We start from the raw sequence: 20,763 nt of genomic DNA on the forward strand, positions 1-20,763 counted from the left end.
GCCGCGCCGTGACGCCCGTCGGCCAGCCGCCGCCTTCCCCTTCCCGGCGGACCGGCCGCGGATACGCCGAAGGCCCGTAAACCCCGGCGTGCGGGGATACGGACCTTCGGCGATTTCGTACCAGGTCAGCCCTCGGTCGTCGCCTTGGGCTTGGTGGTGCGGGTGCGCTTGGGCTTGGCGGGAGCCTCGGCGGTGGCGTCCGGGCTTTCGTCGGTCGCCTTGGTGGCGCGGGTGGTGCGGCGCTTGGGCTTGGTCTCGGCTGCCTCCTCCGCCACGGCTTCGGCCGCGTCGGCGACCTTGGCCTTGGTGGCGCGGGTGCGCTTGGGTTTCGCCGGGGTCTCGGTGACGGTCGCGTCCGTGCCCTCGGCCGTGTCCACGGCGGTCTTGGCCTTGGTGGTGCGGGTGCGCTTCGGCTTGGCCGGGGTCTCGGCGACGGTGGCGTCCGTGCCCTCGGCCGTGTCCACGGCGGTCTTGGCCTTGGTGGTGCGGGTGCGCTTCGGCTTGGCCGGGGCTTCGGCGATGGTCGCGTCCGCGCTCTCGTCGGTCGCCTTGGCGGCGCGGGTGGTGCGGCGCTTGGGCTTGGTCTCGGCTGCCTCCTCCGCCACGGCTTCGGCCGCGTCGGCGGCCTTGGCCTTGGTGGTGCGGGTGCGCTTGGGCTGCGCCGGGGTCTCGGCGACGGTGGCGTCCGTGCCCTCGGCCGTGTCCACGGCGGCCTTGGCCTTGGTAGTGCGCGTGCGCTTCGGCTTGGCCTCGGTGCTTGCGGCGCTCGCGGTGCTTGCGGTGCTTGCGGTGCTCTCGATGGTCGCGACGCTTTCGACAGCGGCCTCGGCCGGCTCGGCGGTCTTGGCCTTGGCGGCGCGGGTGCGCTTGGGCTTCGCGGGAGCCTCGATGGCGGCCGTGTCCGTGCTCTCGGCCGTCGCGACGGCGGCCTCGGCCTCGGCGGCCTGCGGCTTCGCGGTCCGCGTGCGCTTCGCCTCGGCCTCGGCGGCCATGCTCGCGATCGTGCTCTCGACCGTGATGAACGACGGCTCGTCCACGGCCGGCTTCACGACGCGCGCCCGGCGGCGGCGCGGCTTGACGGGGGCCTCCGGGGCCCCTGCCGCTGTCTCCGCGGCCTTCACGGTTTCCACCGCTTCCACGGCGGCGGGCCGCTCCTTCGCGGCCGGGGCCGTGGCCCGTACGGGGGCGGGGGCGGCCGTCGTGGCCTGCGGGGCGGCGCTCGCGGGGGCCGGCGTCACCGGGGCGGCGGCCTGCGGGGCCGCCGCCGGGGCGGTCGAACCGCTACGGGTACGGCGACGGCGGCGCGGCGTCCGAGGCGTCTTGGGCGCGCCTTCCGCGACGGCCTCCCCAGCGGTCTCGGCGGCCACGGGCGTGGTCGGCGCGGGCGTCACGGCCTGCGCCGCGGCCTCCGCGCCCACCGTCGAGCCACCGCGCGTACGGCGGCGCTGACGCGGGGTGCGGCTGCGGGCCGGGCGCTCCTCGCGCTCGGCGGGCGCCGCGGCGGCGGGCTTGCGGCCACGGCCGCGGCCGCCCGTCTCGCCCAGGTCCTCGATCTCCTCGGCCGCCAGCCCGGCCCGCGTGCGCTCGGCGCGCGGCAGTATCCCCTTGGTGCCCGCGGGGATGGACAGCAGCTCGTAGAGGTGCTCGGAGGTGGAGTACGTCTCCTCCGGCTCGTCGAACGGCAGGTCCAGCGCCTTGTTGATCAGCTTCCAGCGCGGGATGTCGTCCCAGTCGACCAGCGTGACCGCCGTGCCGGACTTGCCCGCGCGGCCCGTACGGCCGATGCGGTGCAGGTAGGTCTTCTCGTCCTCGGGGGACTGGTAGTTGATCACGTGCGTCACGTTGTCGACGTCGATGCCGCGGGCGGCGACGTCGGTGCAGACCAGCACGTCGACCTTGCCGTTGCGGAAGGCGCGCAGCGCCTGCTCGCGGGCGCCCTGGCCGAGGTCGCCGTGGACCGCGCCGGACGCGAAGCCGCGCCGCGAGAGCTGGTCGGCGATGTCCGCGGCCGTGCGCTTCGTCCGGCAGAAGATCATCGCCAGGCCCCGGCCCTCGGCCTGGAGGATGCGCGCGACCATCTCCGGCTTGTCCATGGAGTGCGCGCGGAAGACGTGCTGCGTGGTGTTGCGGACGGTCTGGCCCTCGTCGTCCGGCGAGGTGGCGCGGATGTGCGTGGGCTGCGACATGTAGCGGCGGGCGAGGCCGATGACCGCGCCCGGCATGGTCGCCGAGAACAGCATGGTCTGGCGCTTCACCGGCAGCATGGTGATGATCCGCTCGACGTCGGGCAGGAAGCCCAGGTCCAGCATTTCGTCGGCCTCGTCCAGGACGAGGGCCTTCACCTGCGAGAGGTCGAGCTTCTTCTGGCCCGCGAGGTCCAGCAGCCGGCCCGGCGTGCCGACGATCACGTCGACGCCCTTCTTGAGGGCCTCGACCTGGGGCTCGTAGGCGCGCCCGCCGTAGATGGCGGCGACGCGCACGTTACGGACCTTGCCGGCGGTCAGCAGGTCGTTGGTGACCTGCTGGCACAGCTCGCGGGTGGGGACGACCACGAGCGCCTGCGGGGCGTCGGTGAGCTGCCCGGACGCGGCCCGGCCCGCCTCGACGTCGGCGGGGACGGTGACGCGCTCCAGCAGCGGGAGGCCGAAGCCCAGCGTCTTTCCGGTGCCGGTCTTGGCCTGGCCGATGACGTCGGAGCCGCTGAGGGCCACCGGGAGCGTCATCTCCTGGATGGGGAAGGGGGACACGATGCCGACGGCCTCCAGGGCCTCGGCCGTCTCGGAAAGGATCCCGAGGTCTCGGAAAGTGGACAGAATCTTGCCTCTTCTGTGAGACGCGGAGCGAGGCGGCGAAGGGGGTCGTACCGCGTCGGGTACTCGGCCGGCCATGGCGGGGCCGGATGACGCGGGACCACTGCCTTCGCTCGTGCGCACGTTCCGCGAGCGGTTCCCTGCTTGGCGGGCGTACAGCTCGTACGCGCCGCGCCGAGGGCGGTCGGGTGGAAGCCGATCGGGCCACCGACCGGGCATCCGCTGGAGTCCGGGAGGCTTGCTTCCGGAAGACACAGCATAGGGACGGCCCGCCGGTACTCGGCAGGCGCAATACCACTGTACCCCGGAATCGTGCATATGTGTTGGGGCAAACCTTTGTACGGGTGAGGTACACGTGGCTGACCAGGGGGTTCCCCTTCCCGGCGAGCGGGCTATTGTGCGGACCATGGAGACGCCTGACAACGCCGCTGCCGCCGCCGAAGAACACACCGGGATCGCTGCCCAGGACTGGGCCCGGGCATCCGCCGAACCGCAGTACAAGGCCGCGGTCGTCGACCTGCTGGGCGCGCTCGCCTACGGTGAGCTGGCCGCCTTCGAGCGGCTCGCGGAGGACGCGAAGCTGGCGCCCTCGCTCGACGACAAGGCGGAGCTGGCGAAGATGGCGTCCGCCGAGTTCCAGCACTTCCAGCGGTTGCGGGACCGGCTGACGGCCATCGACGTGGAGCCCACCGGGGCGATGGAGCCGTTCGCCGCCGCGCTGGACGAGTTCCACCGCCAGACCGCGCCGTCCGACTGGCTGGAGGGCCTGGTCAAGGCGTACGTCGGCGACTCGATCGCCAGCGACTTCTACCGGGAGGTCGCGGCCCGGCTCGACTCCGACACGCGCGCCCTCGTGCTGACCGTCCTGGACGACACCGGGCACGCGAGCTTCGCGGTCGAGAAGGTACGGGCCGCGATCGAGGCCGAGCCGCGGGTCGGCGGGCGGCTCGCGCTGTGGGCCCGGCGGCTGATGGGCGAGGCGCTGTCGCAGGCACAGCGGGTCGTCGCGGACCGCGACGCGCTCTCGACCATGCTCGTGGGCGGCGTCGCCGACGGCTTCGACCTCGCCGAGGTCGGCAAGATGTTCTCCCGCATCACGGAGGCGCACACCAAGCGCATGGCCGCGCTGGGCCTCGCCGCCTGAGCCGCTGGGGCTCCCTGAGCCGCTTGACACCTCCTTGAGCCGCTTGAGCTCAAGGGAGCAGCGTCACGGGCCGAGCGCCGCAGCGGGGGCCCGCGCTTCAGCCGGGCGCCGGGGTGCGGTGCCGGGCCGGGGGCGGGGCGGTGGGGGTCCTCCGGGGCTGCATGATTTAGGGGCCCGTGAGCGATGTTGCCTCAGGCACCCTCACCTCAGGCCCACACATCACGCTTTACGCCTCCTCCGAACCCCCACCACCCCGCCCCCTCCTGTCCGGCCTGTCAGGCCGTCACTGATCGCCTGACGCGGCTCGCGGGGCGCAGCAGCAAGGACAGCAGCGCCACGCCGAGCGCGGCTCCCGCGATCAGCGTCGCGATGGCGTGGCCAGGGCCGAGGACGGCGTGGGTGAGGAGGGCGCCGAAGAGGCTCGCGACCGGTCCCGTGCCGAGGGTCAGGGGCCGCGAGGGGAAACGATCGGGCAGCCGCCGCACGGCCCCGAGGGCCATGGCGAAGCCGATGAGGACTGAGCCGAACGCTTCCAGGAAAATCATGGTGCGATCCCTCCCGCTACGGCCGAAGCGCAATTGCAAATCGGTCGTAGCCGGTCTTACCCAAGGGCCATGTCCAGCAACCCTCTCCCGCTCTCCCGCCTCCGGGAGGCCGAAAGGCCGGCTCCCACGGCGGCGCCGGCAGTGGTGATGACAACGGCGGGGCCCCGGTGATTCCCACCGGGGCCCCGCCGTTCAACGCCGAACGCTGATCAGAGCGCGCTGAAACCGACCTTGCGGGCGGTCGGCTCGCCGATCTCGACGTACGCGAGTCGCTCGGACGGCACCAGGACCTTGCGGCCGTGCTCGTCCACGAGGCTCAGCAACTGCGCCTTGCCGCCCAGCGCCTCGGCCACCGCGCGCTCGACCTCCTCGGCAGACTGCCCGCTCTCCAGAACGATCTCGCGGGGCGCGTGCTGCACGCCGATCTTGACCTCCACGGCTTTTGTCCCTCCGATGGTCAGTATGGGTGCGCGGTCAGCCGCGCCGTACGCAGCACACATTAGCCCGGTACGGGCACGTGGCGGGGCGCGGGCCGCACGCCCGCAGCGAACACGCGATCAGCGGCCGGTCGGCCCCGCGCTCCGGGGCCCTATGCCCCGTCCGTACCGTGCAGCGGGAAGCCGGCGATGCCGCGCCAGGCCAGCGACGTGAGCAACTGCACCGCGGTGTCGCGCGGCACCGTGCTGCCGCTGGAGAGCCAGTAGCGGGCGACGACCTGGGAGACGCCGCCGAGACCGACGGCCAGCAGCATCGACTCGTCCTTGGAGAGGCCGGTGTCCTCGGCGATGACGGCGCTGATCGCCTCCGCGCACTCCAGCGACACCTTGTCGACGCGCTCGCGCACCGCGGGCTCGTTCGTCAGGTCGGACTCGAAGACGAGCCGGAACGCGCCGCCCTCCTCCTCGACGTACGCGAAGTAGGCGTCCATCGTCGCGGCGACGCGCTGCTTGTTGTCGGTCGTGGAGGCGAGGGCCGTGCGCACGGCGTGCAGCAGGGCCTCGCAGTGCTGGTCCAGCAGGGCCAGGTAGAGGTCCAGCTTGCCGGGGAAGTGCTGGTAGAGGACGGGCTTGCTGACGCCGGCACGCTCGGCGATGTCGTCCATCGCCGCCGCGTGGTAGCCCTGCGCGACGAATACCTCCTGGGCCGCGCCCAGGAGCTGGTTGCGTCGGGCCCGGCGCGGCAGGCGTGTGCCCCGCGGGCGCGCCTCGGTCTGCTCGATGGCTGTCACGCCGCCTCCCAAGATCATTCCGTGCACGGTGTGCACCGCGCCCGCCATCGTACTTTTGGGTAACAGGGCGGCGCGCGGTCCGGGCGGAGAATTTCACGCAGTGAGCACAGTGGGATATCGGCAAAGCGGAGATTGCCGACAAAGCGCCTTTCTCGCTCGTAGTCGGTCCGTCACCGGTAGTCGTCCTCGTCCGTGTCGACCACGCGGGCCTGCTCGGCGGCGTCCCCCGGGTCGGCGGTGCCGGTGTCGACGCCGCTCAGCGGCGCGTCGCGGTGGGGTGTGAGATCGGCGCGCTGCTCGGCGGTGTCGGCTTCGGGCGCCTCCACGTCGATCTCCGACGCGCCGTCGCCCCGCGGGCCGGTCGCGTCGTCAGTGTTCTCGGGGCTGTCGGGGTCCTCGTCGAAGGTGTCCGGGTCGGTCGGGTCTACAGGCATGATGGGCCCCTTTCCCGGGCGTGCGCCCTTCACACGGGTGACCGGGCGAGCGCCCTGTCCTCCGAGCCTAGGAGAGGCGGCACCGGGCCGCCACGCGATCTGTGACGGCGGACACACGGGCCCGCGACGTGATCGTCTCGTAACATTGCCCGCATGTCTTCGACCGAGTCGCCGGATGCCCGCACTGTTCCCACGGTGCCGCCCGGGGGTTCTGTCCGAAGCGGCGCGGGGGAGGCGCTACGGACCGTGACCCTGCCCGGGCTCACCCTGGCCGTCCGCTCCCGGCCGCCGCTGGCCGAGGGCCTGGCGCCCGCCCTGTACGTACACGGGCTCGGCGGCTCGTCGCTGAACTGGTCCGACCTGATGCTCCGGCTCGCCCACCGGGTGGACGGCGAGGCCGTCGACCTGCCGGGGTTCGGCCACTCGCCGCCGCCGGACGACGGCGACTACTCCATCACCGGACACGCCCGGGCCGTCATCCGCCACCTCGACGCGAGCGAACGCGGCCCGGTGCACCTGTTCGGGAACTCGATGGGCGGCGCCGTCGCCACCCGCGTCGCCGCCGTACGGCCGGACCTGGTCCGTACGCTCACGCTCATCTCGCCCGCGCTGCCGGAGCTGCGCCCGCAGCGGACCGCCGTGCCCACGGCGCTACTCGCGGTGCCGGGGATGGTGCCGCTCTTCGTCCGCGCCACCCAGGGCTGGACGCCGGAGCGGCGCACCCGCGAGGTGCTCGCGCTCTGCTACGGAGACCCGCGGCGGGTATCGGCCGAGAGCTTCGAGGACGCGGTCGCCGAGTACGAGCGGCGGCTCGGGCTGCCTTATTTCTGGGACGTGATGATGCGTTCGGTGCGTGGCATCGTCGACGCCTATACCCTCGGCGGGCAGCATTCCCTGTGGCGGCAGGCGGAGCGAGTCCTCGCGCCCACTCTGCTCGTTTACGGCATGCGGGACCAGTTGGTCGGCTTCCGCATGGCGCGCCGGGCGAGCAGGTCCTTCCGGGACTCGCGGCTGCTGGAGCTCGTCGAAGCGGGACACGTCGCGATGATGGAGGAGCCGGACACGGTGGCGCGGGCCTTCGAGGAACTGCTGGACGACGTCGACGCGCGGCACGCCCGCGGCACGGGAGGGGGCGGAGCGCCCCGTGGGTAAACACAGCGCGCGCGGCCCCGGCCGGACCGCGGACACCGCCCGGCCGACGGCGCCCGCCGCGCCCGGCACCGGGCGCCGCCGCCGTCCGCCCCGGGACCAGCCCGAATCCGACAACGGCGCCATGCCCTCGTCCGGCACACCGCCCGAACACCCCGCCGGCCACCCGGAACCCCGCGAACCCGGCGGCGCCTGGGGCGTAATCGGCCACCAGCCCGGCGAACGCGACGCCCAGTCCCGGCGGTCCGTCGATGAGCCGCGCGAGCGCGGTGGGGCCGCCCGGTGGGTCACCGGGCGGTCGCCTGTGCGTGGGGGCGCGCCCCAGGGGCCCACTGGCGCGTCGTACGAGCGTGATGATGAGCACCGGCGGACTGGCGGGCAGCCGCCTGCGCGCGGTGGCGAAGCCCAGGGGCCTTCTGGGGCGACGCGTCCGTACGGCGGTCAGTCCCGGCGGCCCTCCGATGAGTCACGCGAGCGCGGTGGGGAGTCCCGGTGGTTCGCCGCCGGGCGGTTGTCTGGGCGTGGGGGCGAGGTTTCGAGGCCCGCTGGGGAGTCGCGTCAGCGCGGCGGTGAGGCCCCGTCGACCGTGGGTCGGGCGGCCGTGCGTGGTGGCGGGCCCCAGGGGTCCTCTGGCGAGTCGTACGAGCGTGGCGGCGAGCCCCGGCGGCCTGTCGGGCCGTCGCCCGTGCGCGGCGGTCCGGTCCAGGAGTCCCCCGGCGAGTCGCACCAGGCCGCCGGGGATGCGGTGCCGGGCGGGGGCGAGCCGGGGTTCGCCGGGCTCGGCGGGGAGCAGGGCGTGCGGCCGCAGGGGCCGATGGCGACGGGGCTGGTGCCGCGTCCGCGCCAGGAGTTCATCGACGCTTTCGACTATTTCGACCACGCGGAGCACCGGCGCGACGGGGACCGCCCGCGCGACGGGGCCCACCGGCGAAACGAGGACGATGTGTTCGCCGCAGGAGCCCCCAGCAAGGAGAAGAAGAGCGGCGCCAGAGCCGCCGGGCCGATCGTCGGGCCGACCGTCCCGCCCGTGCCGCCGGGCAAGACGGTGCCGCCGAGCCGGGGCCCGGAGCGCCGTACGCGGACCGCCAAGGGCGGCCTCGCCCGCACGCTCACCGGCGTCGCGGCGGCGGCCGTGACGGCGGTGCTGGCCGTGGCGGTCTCCGGTCAGGTCGCGCACGAGCAGGACGGCAAGGGCGGCGCGCCCCGGGCGGCCGGCGGCGCCGAGCGGCCGCACACGGACGCCGCGACCCGTACGAAGAGCCGCCCGGCCCCCGCGCCGGGCACGGTCGCGGACCAGGCCCCGTACGAGGTCCAGATGGCGCAGAAGTTCCCGATGGACGCCAAGCTCCAGGCGTCCGGGGACTTCGAGGCGGTGCCCGGGCACGACAAGGCCCCCGGCCGCGGCGAGGTGCTGCGCTACCGGGTGGACGTGGAGAAGGGGCTGGGCCTGGACGGCATGCTGTTCGCCGAGGCCGTGCAGAAGACCCTGAACGACGACCGGAGCTGGGCCCATGGCGGCCGGCGCACCTTCGAGCGCGTCTCGTCCGGGGACGCGGACTTCGTGATCAGCCTGGCCAGCCCCGGCACCACCGCGAAGTGGTGTGCGAAGTCGGGCCTGGACACCACCCAGGACAACGTGTCGTGCGACTCGGCGGCCACCGAGCGTGTGGTGATCAACGCCTATCGGTGGGCGCAGGGCGCGGTGACCTACGGCGACGACAAGATGCACGCCTACCGGCAGATGCTGATCAACCACGAGGTCGGGCACCGGCTCGGGCACAACCACGAGACGTGCCCGAAGCAGGGCGCGCTCGCGCCGGTGATGATGCAGCAGACGAAGTTCCTGACGCTGGACGGCGCGACCTGCCGGGCCAACGCCTGGCCGCATCCCGAAGGGTGAGTCCGGGGGCGCGTCGAGCCCCCGCGCGTCTCGAAGGGTGGGCCGTCGAGGGTGTCGCCCCCGCCCCGCGTACCCCGTCCGTCTCAGGGCGTGAGACCTGCTGTCCCTGGTTGTGAGACACCTTTGCCTGCGAACGGATATTCGTCCAGGATTCTCCGCATGTCGCATCGCCATGCCCCCGATGACGCCGGCTTCGAGCTGGCGCTGATCGGCGTGGCCGCGCATGCGATCGCCGACATTCTCTGTCGCTGAGACCGCACCCCCGCGCCTCCTCGCGCGTTCCCCCGCGTCTCACCATCTGATCTCTGTGTGCCCGCCGGGGGCGGTCCAGTGCCCGGCCACCGCATACGGGCTCCTCCCTGCCGCCTTCCGTGGGTGCTCCATGCCGCCACCTTCCGAAAGGCGTCTTCCGTCATGCGTCAACTGCCCCTCATATCGCGCCGCGCGGCCGCCGCCGTCGCCGGAATCGCCCTCGTCGGGTCCGTCGCGGCCTGCGGTCCCAAGGAGGCCGGCGACGCCAAGGGCGGCGGCGCGGCCGGCGACCCGAAACAGGGCGGCACGCTCACCGTCCTCAACCGCGAGCCGCAGAGCGACTTCGACCCGGCGCGCCTCTACACCTCCGGCGGCGGCAACATCCCCTCCCTCGTCTTCCGCACCCTCACCACCCGCAACCGCGCGGACGGCGCCGCCGGCACCAAGGTCGTCCCCGACCTCGCCACGGACCTGGGCACGCCCAGCGAGGACGCCAAGGTCTGGACGTACAAGCTCAAGGACGGGCTCGCGTACGAGGACGGGTCGCCGATCACCAGCGCCGACGTCAAGTACGGCATCGAGCGTTCCTTCGCCGGGGAACTCTCGGGCGGCGCGCCGTACTTGCGGGACTGGCTGGTGGGCGGCGAGCGCTACCAGGGCCCGTACAAGGACAAGGGCGGCGACGGGCTGAAGTCCATCGAGACGCCGGACGCCAAGACCCTCGTCTTCCACCTCAAGAAGCCCGAGGGCGACTTCCCCTACCTCGCCACGCAGACGCAGTTCGCCCCCGTGCCCAAGGCCAAGGACACCGGCACCAAGTACGAGGAGCACCCCGTCTCCTCCGGCCCGTACAAGGTCGTCCGCAACACCGGCGACGGCGAGCGGCTGCTGCTGGAGCGCAACCCCCACTGGTCCGCGAAGACCGACAGCCAGCGGCACGCCTACCCCGACCGCATCGAGGTGAAGTCGGGCCTGGACCCCGCCGTCATCAACCAGCGGCTCTCCACCGGCTCCGGCCCGGACGCCGCCGCCATCACCACCGACACCAACCTCGGACCGGCCGAACTCGCCCAGGTCAGCGGCGACAAGCAGCTCGCGGACCGGGTCGGCACCGGTCACTTCGGCTACACCAACTACCTCGCGTTCAACCCGCGTACCAAGCCGTTCGACGACCCGAAGGTGCGCCAGGCGATCTCGTACGCGGTCAACCGCACCAGCGTCGTCAACGCCGCGGGCGGCTCCTCGCTGGCCGAGCCCGCCACCACCTTCCTGCCGAACCAGAAGGCTCTCGGCTACACCCCGTACGACCACTTCCCGGCGGGGCGGACCGGCGACCCCGGCAAGGCCCGTGAGCTGCTGAAGCAGGCCGGATACGGGGAGGGCGCCGCCAAGGGCCCGCTGACGATCACGCTCACCCACTCCACCGCGCAGGACTTCGAGGCCAGCCCCGAGATCGCGACCGCGCTCCAGGCCGGGTTCAAGAAGGCCGGGATCGTCGTCAAGCTCCAGGGCCTGGAGGACAACGACTACAAGCAGCGGGTCCACTCGACCAAGACCCAGCCCGGCCTCTTCCTCGGCCACTGGGGCGCGGACTGGCCCTCCGGCGGCCCGTTCCTCGCGCCGATCTTCGACGGCCGGCAGATCGTCGAGGACGGTGCCAATTTCAACTCCGCCCGCCTGAACGACCCCGCGGTCAACGACGAGATCGACGAGATCAACAAGATCACCGACCATGACGCCGCCGCGAAGCGCTGGGGCGCCCTCGACAAGAAGATCGGCGAACAGGCCCTGACCGTCCCGCTGTTCCACCCCGTCTACAAGCGGCTCTACGGCAAGGACGCCAAGAACATCGTGATCAGCGACTGGACCGGCGTGCTCGACATCTCCCAGGTCGCGGTCAAGTGAGCGCCGGGACCCTTGAAGAGCGCCCCGCGGCCGTCGCGCCGCCGGCCGCGCCCTCCGGCGCCCGGCAGGTGTGGCGGCGGCTGCGGGCGCGGAAGTCCGCGCTGATCGCCGCCGCCGTCCTCGCCCTGCTGGTCGTCCTCGCGCTCGCCGCCCCGCTGCTCGGCGCCCTGGAGGGCCAGGACGTGGGCGCCTACCACGACGGGCTCGTCGACTCCGCGCGCGGCGGCGTGCCCATCGGCTCGTACGGCGGGGTCAGCGGCGACCACTGGCTGGGCGTCGAACCGGGCACCGGCCGCGACCTGTTCGTACGGCTCCTCTACGGCGCCCGCGTCTCGCTCGCCGTCGCCGCCGGCGCCACGCTCGTACAAGTCTTCATCGGCGTCGCGGTCGGGCTCGCCGCCGGGCTCGGCAACCGGCTCGTCGACAGCGCCCTCAGCCACCTCAGCGACGTGATGGTGGCGCTGCCCATGCTCGTCTTCGCCATCGGCGTCACCGCCGTCGTGCCGTCCTCCTTCCCGCGCCCCGTGCTGCTCGTCTTCGTCATCGGGCTGCTGGCCTGGGGCGGCACCGCGCGGATCGTACGGGCCCAGACCCTCACCCTGAAGAGACTCGACTACGTCGCCGCGGCCCGGCTCGGCGGCGCCTCGCGGCTGCGCATCGCCCGCCGCGAACTGCTGCCCGCGCTGGCCGCGCCCGTCATCACCTACGCCGCGATCCTGCTCCCCACCAACATCGTCACCGAGGCCGGAATGTCCTTCCTGGGCGTCGGCGTCACGCCGCCCACCCCCTCCTGGGGGCAGATGCTGTCCACCGCGACCACCTGGTTCCGCGCCGACCCCATGTACGTACTCCTCCCGGCGCTCCTCCTGTTCACCACCGTGCTCGCCTTCACGGTCCTCGGCGACGGGCTGCGCACGGCGCTCGACCCGCGCGCCGCGTCCCGGCTGCGGGTCGGCCGTACGGGGCGCGCGGCCCGACGGAGGAAGAGGGGGACTCCGGCATGAGGGGCTACCTGCTGCGCAGGGCCATCGGCGCGGTCATCGTGCTCTTCGCCCTCTCGCTCGTCATCTACGCCCTCTTCTACGTCGCCCCCGGCGACCCCGCACGGCTCGCCTGCGGGCCGCGCTGCAACCCCGAACAGATCCGCCAGGTCCGCGAACAGCTCTCCCTCGGCGACCCGGTGTACGTCCAGTACTGGCACTTCCTGCAAGGGCTCGCCGCCGGTCACGACTACTCCACCGGCACGGGCGTACTGCACTGCGACGCCCCCTGCTTCGGCCTCTCCTACCAGAACGACCAGCAGGTCACCGACCTCATCACGCAGCGGCTGCCCGTCACGGCCTCGCTCGCGCTCGGCGCCATGGTGCTGTGGCTGCTGCTCGGCGTCGGCAGCGGACTGCTCTCCGCGCTGCGCCGCGGCGGCACGACCGAACGCGTGCTGACCTGGCTGACCCTGGCCGGCACCGCCACGCCCGTCTTCATCATCGGGCTGCTGCTGCTCATGCTCTTCTGCGCCTACCTGGGCTGGCTGCCCTTCCCCTCCTACGTGGCGCTGACCGAGGACCCCGAGCAGTGGGCCTGGAACCTGCTGCTGCCCTGGACGGCGCTCGCCCTCATCGAATCCGCGAAGTACGCGCGGCTGACGCGCAGTTCGATGCTGGAGACGCTCGCCGAGGACCACATCCGCACGTTCCGGGCGTACGGCGTCGCCGAGCGGTCCATCGTCGGCAGACACGCGCTGCGCGGCGCGCTGCCCCCGGTCATCGCGCTCACCGCCCTCGACCTCGGCTCGATGTTCGGCAACGCGGTCCTGACCGAGACCCTCTTCGGGCTGCCGGGCCTCGGGCAACTGCTCGTACACGCCACGCGGACCGTCGACCTGCCGGTGGTGGTGGGCGTCGTGCTGGTCACGGGCGCGGCCGTCGTCATCGCCAACATCGTGGCGGACCTGCTGTACGCCGTCGCCGACCGAAGGGTGGCCCTCGCATGAGTCCTCTCGACACCCCGGAACCGCTGGTGCAGGTCGCGGACCTCTCCGTCACGTTCCCCGTGGGGCAGGGCGCGGCCGTACGGGCCGTCGACGGGCTGTCCTTCACCATGCCGCCCGGCGGCGCGCTCGGCATCGTCGGCGAGTCCGGCTCCGGCAAGAGCACCGTCGCGTACGGGCTGCTCGGCCTGCACCGCGGCACGGGCGCCGAGGTCACGGGCGCGGTACGGGTCGCCGGCCGGGACGTGCTCGCCGCCGGGGACGCCGAACTGCGCGCCCTGCGCGGCCCGGTGGCGGCCATGGTCTTCCAGGACCCGCTCTCCTCCCTCGACCCCTACGCCGCGATCGGCGACCAGATCGCCGAGGTGTACCGCGTGCACCGGCGCGACGCGTCACGGCGCGCCGCGCGGGCGCGCGCCGTCGAGGTGCTCGACCGCGTCGGCATCCCGGACGCCGCGCGCCGGGCGCGCGCCCGCCCGCACGAGTTCAGCGGCGGCATGCGCCAGCGCGCGCTGATCGCCATGGCGCTGGCCTGCGAGCCCCGCCTGCTCGTCGCCGACGAACCGACGACGGCCCTCGACGTGACCGTACAGGCGCAGATCCTCGGGCTGCTGCGGGAGTTGCGCGCCGAGACCGGCATGGGGCTGCTCCTGGTCACGCACGACCTCGGGGTGGCGGCCGGCAACGTCGACGAACTGCTCGTCATGAAGGAGGGGCGCGAGGTCGAGCACGGGCCGGCGCGCGAGGTGCTGGACGCGCCGCGCGAGGACTACACGCGGGCGCTGCTGGCCGCGGTGCCGCGGATCGACGTACGGCGGGCGGCCGGCGACACGGCGACCGCCGCGGGCGAGCCGCTGCTCGAAGCCACCGGGCTGAGGAGGGAGTTCGGGCGCGGGAAGCGCGCCGTCACCGCCGTGGACGAGGTCTCGCTGACCATCCGGCCGGGCGAGACCGTCGGCGTCGTCGGCGAGTCCGGCAGCGGCAAGACGACGCTGGGACGGATGCTCGTACGGCTGCTGGAACCGTCCGGCGGCGTGCTGCGGTACCGAGGGCGGGACATCGGTGGTCTGCGCGAGCGCGAGCTGCGCGGCTTCCGCGGCGAGGCCCAGATGGTCTTCCAGGACCCCGTCTCCTCACTCAACCCGCGGCGCAGCATCGGCGAGTCGATCGCCGACCCGCTGCGCACGGCAGGGGAGCTGACAGGCAGTGAGATCGAGGAGCGGGTGCGGCGGCTGCTGCACCGGGTGGGGCTCGACCCGGACGCCTACCACCGCTATCCGCACGAGTTCAGCGGCGGCCAGCGGCAGCGCGTCGGCATCGCGCGGGCGCTCGCGCCCGAGCCGAAACTGATCGTCTGCGACGAGCCCGTCTCGGCCCTCGACGTCACCACACAGGCCCAGGTGGTCGAACTGCTCGGGGACGTCCAGCGGGAGTCGGGCATCGCGCTCGTCTTCATCGCGCACGACCTCGCCGTCGTACGCCAGGTGAGTGACCGCGTCGTCGTCATGCGGGACGGCCGGATCGTCGAGGAGGGGCCCGCGGACGCGGTCTACGACGCTCCCCGGCACCCGTACACACGGGGCCTGCTGGCCGCCGCGCCGTCTCTCGCCCCGGCCGAGGCCGCCGCTTAGCGCCCTCCAACGCGCCACGGCCACGAAAGTTACGCCTGTTCACCCCTTCCGGTGGCGCGATGGACAACCGTCCATCGCGCCACCCGCGGCCCCGCATAGCGTGCACTCGCTGCCGTTCGGCGGCTGCCCACAGGGGAGGACGGGGGTACGTTCGTGCGCGTTGGACTGCTTACGGAGGGTGGGTACCCGTATCCGGGTGGTGCGGGGCGGCAGTGGTGCGACCGGCTCGCGCGCGGGCTCGCGGCGCACGAGTTCGAGGTCTTCGAGGTTCCTGGGGGGGCTGGGGGCGCCGGGGGCTTTGGGGGCTTTGGTGCCCGTGGGGCCGGTGGCGCCCGTGGGGCCGGTGGGGCTAGTAGGGCCGGCGGGGCGTCGTCGGTCCTCGCGGAGGCTTCACGGCCGTACGGACGGCGCGAGCGGCGCCGGTTCGCGGAGCACTTCGGGGAATTGGCGGCCGCTGTCGCGGGGGCTTCGGCCGCTGCGAGCCGGGGGGCTCCGACGGGGGCACGGGGCGGGGCTCCGAGAGGGGCTTCCGGTGGGGCTCCCGGCGGGGATACCGAGAGTCGTGGAGGGCTCGGGGGCTCGGAGGACCCCGGGGGTTCAGCGTGGCTGGCGGACCGTTTCGCCAGCGGCCTCTACGGCCTCGCCGAACTGGCCCGCGACGCGGGCGGGCTGCCGCGCGCCCTCCGCTCGGAACAGGCCGTACGCCTCCTGGAGGCCGCCTGCCGCGCGCCGGGCGCGAGCAACCGGGCGCGCGGCGCGCGCGTCGGCGACCTGCTCGCCACCACGGCGCTCCTGGAGCGCGCCCTGCGCCCCCTCTCGCTCGACTGGTACGAGGAGGCCGGCGGTGACGGGGGGCGCTCCGGCGGCCGGGGGCTGGCCGGGGTCGACCTGTGCCACGCCACGGCCGGAGGGCCCGCCGCCCTCCCCGGACTCCTGGCCAAACGCTTCTTCGGTACGCCGCTGCTCGTCACCGAGCACGCCGTGTGGCTGCGCGGCCGCTACCTGGCTTATTGCGATCATCTCGACCGCCACGACCATGCCTGCGGGTCCGGCGGCCCGTCGCCGGCCGTGCGCTCCCTGCGCGCCGCCTTCCACGGGCTGCTGGCCGCCGAGGTGTACGCCGCCGCCGCGCTGATCACCTGCGCCGACGCGCACGCCCGGCGCTGGCAGGAGCGCGGCGGCGCGGACCGCGCCCGCGTGCGCGTCGTGCACCCCGGTCTGGGCGCGCCCTTCGCTCTTGGCGCGCCCCTCAGTCTCGACGCGCCGCTCGGTCTTGACGCGCCGCTCGGTCTCGACGCGGCCTCTGTCGCGGACGTAGGGGAGGGCGGCGCGGACGACGACGGTCGAACTCTCCTATGGACGGGCCTTATCGCCCCCGCCAAGGATCTCGTCGGTCTCCTGCACGCCTTCGCGCTGGTCCGCGCGGCCGAGCCGGCCGCCAGGCTGCGTCTCGTCGGCGCCGTGGCCCCGGAGCGAGGGGCGGTGGCGTACCTGGAGCGCTGCCGGGCGCTCGCCGCCGGGCTGTTCCCCGAGAAGGGCACGGTCTCCTTCGAGATGGCGGAGGGCCCGGGACCCGCGCACCCGGCCGACGCGTACGCGCAGGGCAGCGTCGCCGTCCTGTCCAGCGTCGCGGAGGGCTTCCCCTTCTCCCTCGCCGAGGCGATGTTCCACGGCCGGGCCACCGTCTCCACGGACGTCGGCGCGGTCCGCGAAGTCATCGGCGGTACGGGCCTGGTGGTCCCGCCACGCGACCCGCACGCCCTCGCCGAGTCCTGCGTCGAACTGCTGCGCGCCCCCGAGCGCCGTGCACGCCTGGGCGCGGCGGCGCGCGCCCGCGCGCAGGAGCTCTTCACCGCCGAGCGGAACACCGCGGCCTTCCACGGCATCTACCTCGAAATCGTCGCCCACTGCCCCGTGCGCGGCGCGTCCGTGGACACCGACGGCCAGCCCCTGCCCTTCGCCCGCCCCGCCGAGGCCCACGTCCCCGGCCACTGGTCGGCGGCGCCCCCTTCCTCGGGGCGCGCCGCCCGCTTCCGGCAGTGGCTCCCGGGCGGCGGTCCCGCGCCCCGGACGCGCCCGGCCACGGCCGCCGCCCCGGCGGGCCACGTGCCGGGCTGGGCCCGAGGCGCGGCCGACGGCGGCGGAGACGCGGCGGGCGCGCCCGGCCGACGACTCGCGGCCGAAGCGCTGAGCGCGCCGGCCCGCCGGCCCGAGGAGGACGCGTGAAACGCCCCCGCACGACGACCCCGGGCCGCTCGGCCGCGGAGTCCGGGCCCGCGCCCCAGTCCGTACCCACCCCGGAGAGCCGCCCCGGCGGGGCGGCCGAGGGCGCCCCGGCGGCACCGCGGGAAGCGGGGAGTCGGCCCCGTACGCGGGCGGGGGAGGCGGCCGTCGGGACCGAGCCCGGGCCCGCGACGGCTGACGCCCAAGGCGAGGTCCCAGGGCAGCCGGTACGGCCGGGACAGCCGGAACCAGGCCCGGAAGGCGCAGCCCCGCGCGTACCCGCCGACCCGGTGAAGGCGCTCATGAGCCGCCATCGCGAACTGTGCGCGCGGGCCGTCGATCCGCTGGAGATCGCCGCCGGGCTGGAGGAGCGGGGCGTGACGGACCGGACCGCCGCCGACTGCCGGCACCGGGATGTCTTCACGCTCGCCGAGGAGCTGTACGCGCGCGTGCCGCGCGAAAACGCCCCTGAAGCGGACATCGTCGCCCCGGAGCGCTCCTGTTGGGCGCGCGTGCGGAGTGCCGCCCGGAGTGCCGTGCCGTACTCGCTGCCCGGAGCGGCGTGTGCCGCGACCGTGGCGGCGCTCGCGTCCGCCGGGGCACAGGCCCCGGAAGTACGGACCGGGGTCGGCGCGTGCGGGGCCGCGGCGGTGGCGGCGGCGCTCTGGTTCTGCGCGCGCAGAGGGCGCGGCAGAGGCGCGGGCGGCGGGGTGTCGGGTCCGCTGTCCGTCGGCTGGCTGATCGGGTACGCGCTGTTCGGCGACTGGCTGCTCACCGAGGTTCTCCACGGCGGCCCGGACGCCCTCCCCACCGCCGCGCCCGCCGGTCACGACGGCGCTCCGACGGCTCTCGCCCTGGCCTTCGCCGTGCCGCCCGGCGCGTGGTGCGCCCACTGGTTCGCCGTACGGGCCCGCCGGGCGCTCGCGGGCAGCCGGGGTCTCGCGGAGTTCGCCGGGCGCGTCCGGCCGCTCCTGGCGGCGGCCGTCGCGCTGTTCCTGTGCGCGCCGGCCGTACTTCTCCCGGCGGCGCGCCTGGTCCTCGGCGAGCGGCCGTACGCCGCGTGGGGCGACCTGGCCGCCGGCGGGTCGCTCGCCGTACTCCTCTTCGCCGCCCGGCTGCTCGCGGCGCACGGCTTCGCCGGTGCCGCGGTCGCCGGCCTGGCGGCGGCCTGCTGCGTCGAGGCCCTCGCCGTGTGCGCCGTGCTGATCGCCCGGCTGCCGGGCTGCGACGCGGTCGCCCGCCCGGTCACCGCGGCCGTCACCGCCGAGGGCCCCGCGGCCGTCCCCGTCGCCGCCTGCACCGCCGCCGCCCTGGCCCTGCTGGTCCGCGCCGTCCCCGCCCTCGCCCGAGCCTCCGCCCACACCCCGTCCCGATCGGGCCGGCTGTGACGGGCGGGGCGCGGGCGGGCCGGGCCCGCGTGCGGTGCGGGCGGGGGAGCGCGCGAACGGTGCCCCGCGCCCGTACGCCGTACGCGCGCGGGTCCTGGTGTCCGGCGGCGGCCCGATCGCCGTACGCACACAGGCCCCTTCGCCCGGCGGGGGCAGGGGCCCGCACCCGCTGGACAGGCCCCGGCTGCCCGTTCGCCGACGGCGGGCAGTGAGGCCGTCGTATCCGATCGCCCGGCCGGGACCGTCCCGGCCGGGTGCCCACCACCTTGAGGAGCAACGCAGATGACCGTTCGACCCGCCAGCAGAGTGGCGACGAGGGCCCCGGAGCCCTCCCGGCCGGCCGAGTGGGAGCGAGGGCGTGACCGATGAGGGCCCTGTTGCTCGGTGCCAATGGCTACATCGGCCGGTACGTGGCCGACCGGCTGCTCGCCGATCCCGCCGTCCAGCTCACGGCGCTCGGCCGCGGCGACGACGCCGACGTCCGCTTCGACCTGTCCACGGGCAGCCCCGGCGCGCTGACCAGGTTCCTGGACGCCGTGCACCCCGGCGTCGTGATCAACTGCGCCGGTACGACGCGCGGCGGCGCGCGCGAGCTGACCCGACACAACACCGTCTCCGTCGCCACGGTCTGCGAGTCGCTGCGCCGCAGCGGCTGCGGGGCGCGCCTGGTGCAGATCGGGTGCGCCGCGGAGTACGGGCCCTCGCAGCCGGGCTCCTCGACGGCCGAGGACGCGGTGCCGCGCCCCGGCGGCCCGTACGGCGTCAGCAAGCTCGCCGGCACGGAGCTGGTGCTCGGCTCGGACCTCGACGCCGTGGTGCTGCGGGTGTTCTCGCCGGTGGGCCCCGGCACGCCCGCCGGGTCGCCCCTGGGGCGGCTCGCGGAGGCGATGCGGCGCGCGATGCAGACCGGCGAGACCGAGCTGAAGCTCAGCGGCCTCGGCGTGCAGCGGGACTTCGTGGACGTACGGGACGTGGCCCGCGCCGTGCACGCCGCCTCCCTGTCGGCCGCGCAGGGCGTCGTCAACATCGGGACCGGCCGCGCGGTGCGGCTGCGCGACGCGGCGGCCGTGCTCGCCCGCGTGGCGGGCTTCACGGGGACGCTGCACGAGATGGACGCCCCCACCCTGCGCGGCGGCCCCGGCGATCACCACGGCGGCGCGCCCGTCTACCCCTACCCGGACGGCTGCGGGAGCTGGCAGCAGGCGGACGTGCGCACCGCCCGCGACCGGCTCGGCTGGCGCCCGCGGACCGCCCTGGAGGAGTCCCTCGCGGACATCTGGATGGAGGCCGCATGTCGTATTTGACGCCTCGTGGGGTCGCCGCCCGGGCGCAACGGTCGGGCATGGCCCCCAGGGCGCGCATGGCCGCCCGGGGGAGCGCCTTTCCCGGGGCGGGCCCCGCCCCCGGGGCGGGGCCCGCGCGGCGGCCCGGCGCCGAGGGGCTGCGGCTCGGCGTGCCCGGGTTCGCCCACCCGCTGGTCGCGCCCGCCGAGTGGGGCGAACTGCTCAGCCCGGACGCGCCCTTGGACTGGTCCGTGCTCAACGTCGCCCAGGGCCCGGGCGCCCGCCCGGACCCGTACTGCCTGGCCGTCGCCGGGCGGCTGCGCGGCGCGGGCGTACGGGTCCTCGGCCACCTCGACGCACGCTCGGGGGAGCGGGCCTTCGGCGAACTGGTCTCGGACGCGCACCGCTTCCTGGACTGGTACAAGGTCGACGGCTTCTATCTGGAGCGCTGCCCCACGGAGCGCTCCGGCCTGCCGGAGGTGCGCCGCACGGTGGCCACCCTGCGCACGCTGCTCGACCGCCCGTACGTCGTCCTCGCCCACGGCTCGCAGCCCTTCCCCGGATACGTGGAGAGCGGCGACCAGTTGGTGACGTTCGCCGGAGGGTGGGCCGACTACCGGTGGTCCCAGGTCGCCGAGTGGACCGCGGACTACCCGCCGGAGCGGTTCTGCCACCTCGTGCACGGCGTGCCGCGCCCGCATCTGGAGGAGGCCCTGCGCATCGCCCGCTGGCAGGGCGCGGGCACGGTCTACTTCACCGACCGGGCGCCGCGCCCGGGAGCGGTGGGCGCGGCGGGCGGGGGCGGGGCCTGGGAGGCGATGCCCGGCTACTGGGACGAGATCGTCTCGCGCATCGGACCTGGTGTCTCGGAATGAGAAGGGGCG

Annotated in this window: 17 protein-coding genes; 12 read left to right on the top strand and 5 right to left on the bottom strand. The window is 74.6% G+C overall.

Going from position 1 to position 20,763, the window contains the following annotated elements; translation table 11 throughout:
• Nucleotides 1-125 precede the first annotated feature (125 nt).
• Nucleotides 126-2,747 (bottom strand): DEAD/DEAH box helicase, encoded by a 2,622-nt coding sequence (locus IF55_RS19755; RefSeq protein WP_398243183.1) that lies wholly within the window; start codon nt 2,745-2,747, stop codon nt 126-128.
• Between the two features lie 469 nt (nt 2,748-3,216).
• Here IF55_RS19755 and IF55_RS19760 point away from each other — a divergent pair, with 469 nt between their 5' ends.
• Nucleotides 3,217-3,954, top strand: a complete 738-nt coding sequence (locus tag IF55_RS19760; RefSeq protein ID WP_030878409.1) for a ferritin-like fold-containing protein — start codon at nt 3,217-3,219, stop codon at nt 3,952-3,954.
• A 275-nt stretch (nt 3,955-4,229) separates the two neighbouring features.
• Here IF55_RS19760 and IF55_RS19765 read toward each other — a convergent pair whose 3' ends face one another.
• The 4 genes from IF55_RS19765 to IF55_RS19780 all read right to left on the bottom strand — a co-directional run bounded on the left by IF55_RS19765 (nt 4,230) and on the right by IF55_RS19780 (nt 6,161).
• Nucleotides 4,230-4,499 carry a hypothetical protein gene (locus IF55_RS19765; protein ID WP_030878412.1) on the bottom strand — a complete coding sequence of 90 codons (270 nt, stop codon included), beginning with the start codon at nt 4,497-4,499 and terminating at the stop codon, nt 4,230-4,232.
• 209 nt (nt 4,500-4,708) lie between these two features.
• A complete protein-coding gene (locus IF55_RS19770) occupies nt 4,709-4,936 on the bottom strand; it encodes a DUF3107 domain-containing protein (protein WP_048832197.1) in 228 nt (75 codons plus the stop codon).
• A gap of 152 nt (nt 4,937-5,088) precedes the next feature.
• Nucleotides 5,089-5,727, bottom strand: coding sequence for a TetR/AcrR family transcriptional regulator (locus IF55_RS19775; protein ID WP_030878415.1), 639 nt, complete (start codon nt 5,725-5,727; stop codon nt 5,089-5,091).
• 170 nt (nt 5,728-5,897) lie between these two features.
• The gene (locus tag IF55_RS19780; RefSeq protein ID WP_030878418.1) at nt 5,898-6,161 is read right to left on the bottom strand and encodes a hypothetical protein; all 264 of its coding nucleotides are present in this window, start codon (nt 6,159-6,161) and stop codon (nt 5,898-5,900) included.
• A gap of 153 nt (nt 6,162-6,314) precedes the next feature.
• Here IF55_RS19780 and IF55_RS19785 point away from each other — a divergent pair, with 153 nt between their 5' ends.
• The 11 genes from IF55_RS19785 to IF55_RS19830 all read left to right on the top strand — a co-directional run bounded on the left by IF55_RS19785 (nt 6,315) and on the right by IF55_RS19830 (nt 20,754).
• On the top strand, nt 6,315-7,313 hold the full coding sequence (locus tag IF55_RS19785; RefSeq protein ID WP_030878421.1) for an alpha/beta fold hydrolase: 999 nt from the start codon (nt 6,315-6,317) through the stop codon (nt 7,311-7,313).
• Between the two features lie 598 nt (nt 7,314-7,911).
• Nucleotides 7,912-9,210: a DUF3152 domain-containing protein gene (locus IF55_RS38675; RefSeq protein ID WP_425428524.1), complete on the top strand. Its 1,299-nt coding sequence runs from the start codon at nt 7,912-7,914 to the stop codon at nt 9,208-9,210.
• A 159-nt stretch (nt 9,211-9,369) separates the two neighbouring features.
• On the top strand, nt 9,370-9,462 hold the full coding sequence (locus IF55_RS41345) for an Ms4533A family Cys-rich leader peptide (RefSeq protein ID WP_342668325.1): 93 nt from the start codon (nt 9,370-9,372) through the stop codon (nt 9,460-9,462).
• A 162-nt stretch (nt 9,463-9,624) separates the two neighbouring features.
• The gene (locus tag IF55_RS19795) at nt 9,625-11,367 is read left to right on the top strand and encodes an ABC transporter substrate-binding protein (protein ID WP_030878426.1); all 1,743 of its coding nucleotides are present in this window, start codon (nt 9,625-9,627) and stop codon (nt 11,365-11,367) included.
• Entirely contained in the window at nt 11,364-12,371 is a 1,008-nt protein-coding gene (locus IF55_RS19800; protein WP_030878428.1) for an ABC transporter permease, read from the top strand. The genes IF55_RS19795 and IF55_RS19800 overlap by 4 nt, the downstream gene beginning before the upstream one ends.
• Entirely contained in the window at nt 12,368-13,357 is a 990-nt protein-coding gene (locus IF55_RS19805; protein WP_030878430.1) for an ABC transporter permease, read from the top strand. The genes IF55_RS19800 and IF55_RS19805 overlap by 4 nt, the downstream gene beginning before the upstream one ends.
• Nucleotides 13,354-14,985 (top strand): dipeptide ABC transporter ATP-binding protein, encoded by a 1,632-nt coding sequence (locus IF55_RS19810; RefSeq protein WP_030878432.1) that lies wholly within the window; start codon nt 13,354-13,356, stop codon nt 14,983-14,985. The genes IF55_RS19805 and IF55_RS19810 overlap by 4 nt, the downstream gene beginning before the upstream one ends.
• A gap of 153 nt (nt 14,986-15,138) precedes the next feature.
• Nucleotides 15,139-17,211, top strand: a complete 2,073-nt coding sequence (locus tag IF55_RS19815) for a glycosyltransferase (protein WP_048832199.1) — start codon at nt 15,139-15,141, stop codon at nt 17,209-17,211.
• Between the two features lie 299 nt (nt 17,212-17,510).
• Nucleotides 17,511-18,596: a hypothetical protein gene (locus IF55_RS19820; RefSeq protein WP_037963634.1), complete on the top strand. Its 1,086-nt coding sequence runs from the start codon at nt 17,511-17,513 to the stop codon at nt 18,594-18,596.
• A gap of 365 nt (nt 18,597-18,961) precedes the next feature.
• Nucleotides 18,962-19,900, top strand: coding sequence for an NAD-dependent epimerase/dehydratase family protein (locus tag IF55_RS19825; RefSeq protein WP_030878440.1), 939 nt, complete (start codon nt 18,962-18,964; stop codon nt 19,898-19,900).
• A gap of 38 nt (nt 19,901-19,938) precedes the next feature.
• Nucleotides 19,939-20,754 (top strand): spherulation-specific family 4 protein, encoded by an 816-nt coding sequence (locus IF55_RS19830; RefSeq protein WP_169767240.1) that lies wholly within the window; start codon nt 19,939-19,941, stop codon nt 20,752-20,754.
• The last annotated feature ends 9 nt before the right edge of the window (nt 20,755-20,763 follow it).

This window comes from Streptomyces varsoviensis, assembly GCF_000718635.1.
Classification (GTDB): domain Bacteria; phylum Actinomycetota; class Actinomycetes; order Streptomycetales; family Streptomycetaceae; genus Streptomyces; species Streptomyces varsoviensis.